This is a genomic window from Apibacter sp., from assembly GCF_025291155.1.
Lineage (GTDB): Bacteria > Bacteroidota > Bacteroidia > Flavobacteriales > Weeksellaceae > Apibacter.
Genome location: NZ_JAMBJZ010000108.1, coordinates 1 through 5,577, shown reverse-complemented (window position 1 = coordinate 5,577; position 5,577 = coordinate 1). Strand labels below are relative to the sequence as shown.

4 protein-coding genes and 1 pseudogene are annotated in these 5,577 nt (G+C 27.9%); 4 read left to right on the top strand and 1 reads right to left on the bottom strand.

Translation table 11 applies throughout. The features are described 5' to 3' along the window. Window positions 1-823, top strand: a pseudogene (locus M3Z80_RS08900) (hypothetical protein); the annotation flags it as partial. 63 nt (window positions 824-886) lie between these two features. On the opposite strand, the gene M3Z80_RS08895 reads toward M3Z80_RS08900, so the two are convergent. Further along, the gene (locus M3Z80_RS08895; RefSeq protein ID WP_293919261.1) at window positions 887-2,479 is read right to left on the bottom strand and encodes a peptide chain release factor 3; all 1,593 of its coding nucleotides are present in this window, start codon (window positions 2,477-2,479) and stop codon (window positions 887-889) included. Between the two features lie 273 nt (window positions 2,480-2,752). On the opposite strand from M3Z80_RS08895, the gene M3Z80_RS08890 reads away from it, so the two are divergent. The 3 genes from M3Z80_RS08890 to M3Z80_RS08880 all read left to right on the top strand — a co-directional run. Next, a complete protein-coding gene (locus M3Z80_RS08890) occupies window positions 2,753-3,811 on the top strand; it encodes a nucleoid-associated protein (protein ID WP_293919260.1) in 1,059 nt (352 codons plus the stop codon). 57 nt (window positions 3,812-3,868) lie between these two features. Continuing rightward, window positions 3,869-4,498: a 4'-phosphopantetheinyl transferase family protein gene (locus M3Z80_RS08885; RefSeq protein ID WP_293919259.1), complete on the top strand. Its 630-nt coding sequence runs from the start codon at window positions 3,869-3,871 to the stop codon at window positions 4,496-4,498. Between the two features lie 91 nt (window positions 4,499-4,589). Continuing rightward, window positions 4,590-5,577: glycosyltransferase family 9 protein (locus tag M3Z80_RS08880; protein ID WP_293919258.1), on the top strand; the 988-nt coding region annotated here is incomplete at its 3' end.

Sequence of the window (5,577 nt, the reverse complement as noted above, 5' to 3'; positions counted from 1 at the left end):
TGCAAATAAACCTACTATGAATTTTGGATGGTTTAATTCGAACACACCTGATTATGAGTTCTCTAGAACCGTTATTCATGAATTCGGACATGCTTTAGGTTTAGTGCATGAACATCAAAGTCCTGCATCGGGTATACAATGGAATAAGCAAAAAGTATATGAATATTATGGGGGAGCACCGAATTATTGGAGCAAAGAAAAAGTTGACCAAAATATTTTTTATAAATATGATCATACTATAACCAATTATTCTTCTTTTGATAATAAATCTATTATGCTTTATTCATTTCCATCTTCTTTATCATTGAATGGTTGGTCAAGCGGATGGAACACTGTACTTTCTGTCAAAGATAAGGAGTTTATAGCTCAACTATATCCGGGAAAAGTATATGAAACACAAAACCTTTATAGGTATTTTTATGATTCAAGACATTTTTATACCTCCGATTTCAATGAACTTGGTTATCGATATTTAGAAGGTATTTTGGGAAAAATTTATAGTTCACAAATTCCAAATACATACCCGATTTATAGATACTATAATAGAATAAATGGAGATAGATTGTCTACGATTAATTGGAACGAATTACAAAATGGAGGAAGTAATGGTTGGGTTTACGAAGGAATAACAGGTTATGCATATAATTCACCACAACCAAATACTATTCCTGTTTATCGTTTTTTCAGAGAAAAAAGTAAACCGGATCATTTACTTACAACTAAAAAAAATGAAGTTCAATATTTAGAAAATAAAAATGAAAAATGGGGTATCATTTTACCTAAATATAAATATGAAGGAATCGCTTTCTATATTTTGAAATAAAACATTTAATATTGGATTGATTTATAATAAAAAATGAGTGTCTTCAACACTCATTTTTTATTGTTAAAATTCATTGGTAAAATGGAGCTTTATAGAGGGAAATTTTTCAAGTGTCATAGTAATGCTAAATGCTGAATCCGCTAAAAAAACTAATTGACCGAATTTATCTCTAGCTAAAAATTTTTGTTTAATTCGCTTAAATTCTAAAAATTCTGTAGATTTTTCATTATCAGTTTGAACCCAACATGCCTTATGTATATTTACCGGCTCATAACTACATTTAGCTGAATATTCATGTTCCAATCTGTATTGGATTACTTCAAACTGAAGAGCTCCCACAGTTCCAATGATTTTACGATTATTCATTTCAAGCGTAAATAATTGAGCTACACCTTCATCCATTAATTGATCTATACCCTTTGCTAGCTGTTTGGTTTTCATCGGATCATCATTATTTATATAACGAAAATGCTCGGGTGAAAATGATGGAATTCCTTTAAAATTTAACTTTTCTCCTTCTGTTAAAGTATCCCCAATCCTAAAATTACCTGTATCATGCAAACCTACTATATCACCAGGAAAGCTTTCTTCAACAACTTCTTTTTTATCTGCAAAAAAAGCTGCAGGACTGCTGAATTTCATCATTTTATTTTGACGAACATGCAAGTAATTAGTATTTCTTTTAAATGTACCTGAAACAATTTTCACAAATGCCAACCTATCACGATGTTTAGGATCCATATTGGCATGTATCTTAAATACAAATCCTGTGAAATTGGGTTCTTCGGGTTTTACTAAACGAACATCACTCATCTTAGGTAATGGATTGGGTGCAATTTCAACAAATGCGTCTAATAATTCTTGAACTCCAAAATTATTTAATGCTGATCCGAAAAAAACAGGCTGTAAAGTTCCGTTCAAATATTCTTCTTTAGAAAATTTTGGATAAACGGAATGAATTAATTCTTGTTCGTTTCTAAGATTTTCAGCGGCATTGTCTCCAATAAGCTCGTTTACTATAGAATCATTTATATCATTAATTTCAATACTCTCCCCTACCTTCTGTTTTTTTTCTTCTGTAAAGAATTTAAAGTTATTCTCCCACATATTAAAGATGCCTTGAAAATCTAAACCCATTCCTATAGGCCAAGACAAGGGGGTAACTCTTAAATGTAATTTTTGTTCTACTTCATCCAATAAATCAAATGCATCTTTACCTTCTCGATCTAATTTATTTATAAAAACCAGCATAGGAATATTCCTCATTCGACAAACCTGTACTAATTTTTCAGTTTGCTCTTCTACCCCTTTTGCTACATCTATAACTACTATAACAGAATCCACAGCTGTTAAAGTTCTGTACGTATCTTCAGCAAAATCTTTATGTCCAGGAGTATCTAATATATTAATCTTTTTTCCTTTATATTCAAAGGCTAATACAGATGTAGCTACAGAAATTCCTCGTTGTCTCTCAATCTCCATAAAATCCGAAGTAGCTCCTTTTTTTATCTTGTTGCTTTTTACAGCTCCCGCTTCTTGAATTGCTCCTCCAAATAAGAGCAATTTTTCTGTCAACGTAGTTTTACCGGCATCCGGATGGGATATGATTCCAAAGGTTTTTCTCCTTTTAATTTCTTTTTCTAAAGTTGTTCCCATATATTTTCAATCAAATGTTTGCAAATATAGAATATTTATTATTTTTTAGTGTATCTTAAAATCAATGATATGAACTAAATACATATAATTGTTTTCATTTTTTTATCAACTATATTTCGAGTAATCCTAGCCTAGGTTTTCAGTTGCTTTAAAATCTTATATTACCTTATTAGTAACGAATTATTTATACGATAAATTCTATTTTATAAGTATAATTATTTATTCATTTATTTAAAAGAATTACTTTTGTAACTCTTTTTATCAGGCAAATTTATGACGATTAATTTAAAACATGCTGTTATTTCCAAATTAACTTTGCAATTTTCGGGTAATAAATTACGTGAAGAAAAAAATATATATGCTGGGGATTTATTTCATTTAAATGAAAAAGAAGAAGAAGAAATTCAACCTTATTTTATTTCTCCTTTCAAAAAAAATTTAGAATATTATCAATTTACTCATTATACTCAAGATATTAATTTTAATATTTTATATTCTTTATGTAAAGATGTCTTTGAAGATACTCTTGATTTTGTGAATTTTTCAGATAAGGTACTTGATCATTTGTATGAACGATCAAATCACCCGCAAATAAAAAAAGGTGAAATTTTTATTGCTTTATTTAGTGATATTGATGTAGGATTAGAGTCTAAGATTTGCGGTATTGGAATATTTAAACTTGAAAACAAAAACAAATTTTTACGTTTTAAACATTCAGATATTGTTGAATGTGCCATTCAAAAGGGTTTTAGATTGGATTCAGCAATAGATAAAGCTTGCTTAATACTGAATATGCACAAAGAAAGCGGCTATAAAATTTTAGTACATGATGATGCACATGTGGAATCTGAATATTGGAAAAAATCTTTTTTAGAGGTCGATTATATAAAAGATGATTCTTACCAAACAAAGAGTTATATAAATTTATTGTCCGATTTTTCTCAACAAGTAATTTTCGAAGAAAAAGGTAAAAAAATTCAAACTGAGTTTATCAGCAACTGTCTACAGATATTTAATGAAAATGAAACTATGACCGAAGAAATTTTAGATAGGGAATTATTAGAAAATTACAATTTAGTTGAAGAATTTAAATCTTATAAAAAAGTATATTCTGAAAATTCAGGTATTGAATTTTCGGAAATATTCGACGTTTCCACTAATGCTCTGGTTAGAGAAAAACGTAAAATAAAAACTGACATAAAATTAGATACTCATTTTCAGATCAAATTGGATATTAATAAACCTGAAGCTTCTGAAGATTTTTTAGAACAAGGATACGATGAAGAAAGAAAAATGTTTTATTATAAAGTTTTTTTCAATTCAGAATTATAATCTTTTTTATTTTCATATATTTACTGCCAATCTATTACAAATTAATAAGTAAAATAGATGCCAATTGTAGATTTTATTATACCAGATTATTTTACAAGAATCGTTACTTGGAAAGTTAGTGAAACCAATGAAGAATTATTACGTATATTAAAGCTAGATAATAAAAGGCAAGGAAAATATGATTCTTTAACATCTAAAAGAAAACGTGAATATCTGGGTTTACGGGCTTGTTTAATGGCATTGGGATTAGATAATACTGTAAAATACACTCCCGAAGGTAAACCTTTTGTTGAAGGAACCTATAACATTTCCGTATCTCATTCACATGGAGTTGTATGTGTAGGAGCCTCTTCATTTAATATAGGGGTTGACATTGAATTGGAAAGAGAAGAAAAAATTAACACTATTAAATATAAATTCATTCGAAAAGATGAATTTGAATTTATTCCAAAAGATCAGGAAAAGGACTATTATCATATATTATGGGGAATTAAAGAAGCTTTATATAAGATTCATCATGGAAATTTATGGTCTTTTTTAAACCATTATCGAGTTGAGCCTTTTACCTTAAAAAATGAAAAGCCTATCATGTGTTGGATAATTGATGAAAAAGCAAGTGTCAAGTATTACGCTTACTATAAAAAAATTAACAATTATTATATGACATATGTCTTGAACTATGAATAATAATTTATTTATATAAGTTTTTATTTATCCTTTTTTTAATACATTGTATTTTTATCTTTTATAATTTTTAATATTGTAATATTTTATCACTTTGAAGAAAGCATTAATTATACAAAATAAATATATTGGAGATGTATTGGTTGCTAGTGTACTTGCCAAAAATTTAAAAAATATATTCCCACATATTGAAGTTCATTTTTTTTGCTACAATAAGGCAATTAGCATTCTTCAAAATAATCCGCATATAGACAAAATCATCGATTTTGATGATATTGAACTTAAAAAATTATCAGTTTTATGGAAATACTCCAACTATATTAGAAGTGAAAAATATGATATTTTAATAGATCCGTATGCAAAATTGCAAAGTCGATTTATTACTCTATTTTCTAAAGCTAAAAAAAGAATTAGTTTCGATAAACCTTTTTTTAAACATTTTTATACCGATGTATATATTGAGGAAAAACTTCCGAAAGTTATTAATTGTACCTCAATAGAAAACAGATGCTTATTACTTTCTCCTTTTATAAAAGATTTTTCTAATATTGATTTTCAAACAGAAATATTTCTAACAAATGCAGAAATTGAACATGCAAAACAATTGATGCATAATTCAGGCATTACTTTTACCAAACCTATCATAATTATTGGCATTTTGGGGAGTAGCATGGATAAATCATGGCCTCTTTCTTACATGGCTGATTTAATTAACGTATTATTATCCAATTATGATATTGATATTTTATTTAACTTTATTCCTCTTCAACATCATGAAGTTGAAATTTTACTTGAAAAAATTGACCATAAAGAAAAAATATTTACATCAATTCTTGGCAATAATGTTAGAGAATTTGCAGCAATATTATCTAATGCCGATGCTTTGATCGCTAATGAAGGGGGAGCTGTAAATATTGCTAAAGCTTTACAAAAACCTACTTTTTCAATATTTTCACCACATAAATTCAGAAAAGATTGGGGGTGTTATGAAAATTTATATATCCACCAAAGTTTTCATCTTATGGATATTTTCCCAGAAATTTATACAGCATATTCACCAAATGAAATTTTAAAAAATCCTG

Excerpts from the sequence above, each read along its gene's own strand:
- M3Z80_RS08885 (WP_293919259.1), top strand. The coding sequence starts at position 3,869 with ATGCCAATTGTAGATTTTATTATACCAGATTATTTTACAAGAATCGTT.
- M3Z80_RS08895 (WP_293919261.1), bottom strand. The coding sequence starts at position 2,479 with ATGGGAACAACTTTAGAAAAAGAAATTAAAAGGAGAAAAACCTTTGGA.
- M3Z80_RS08890 (WP_293919260.1), top strand. The coding sequence starts at position 2,753 with ATGACGATTAATTTAAAACATGCTGTTATTTCCAAATTAACTTTGCAA.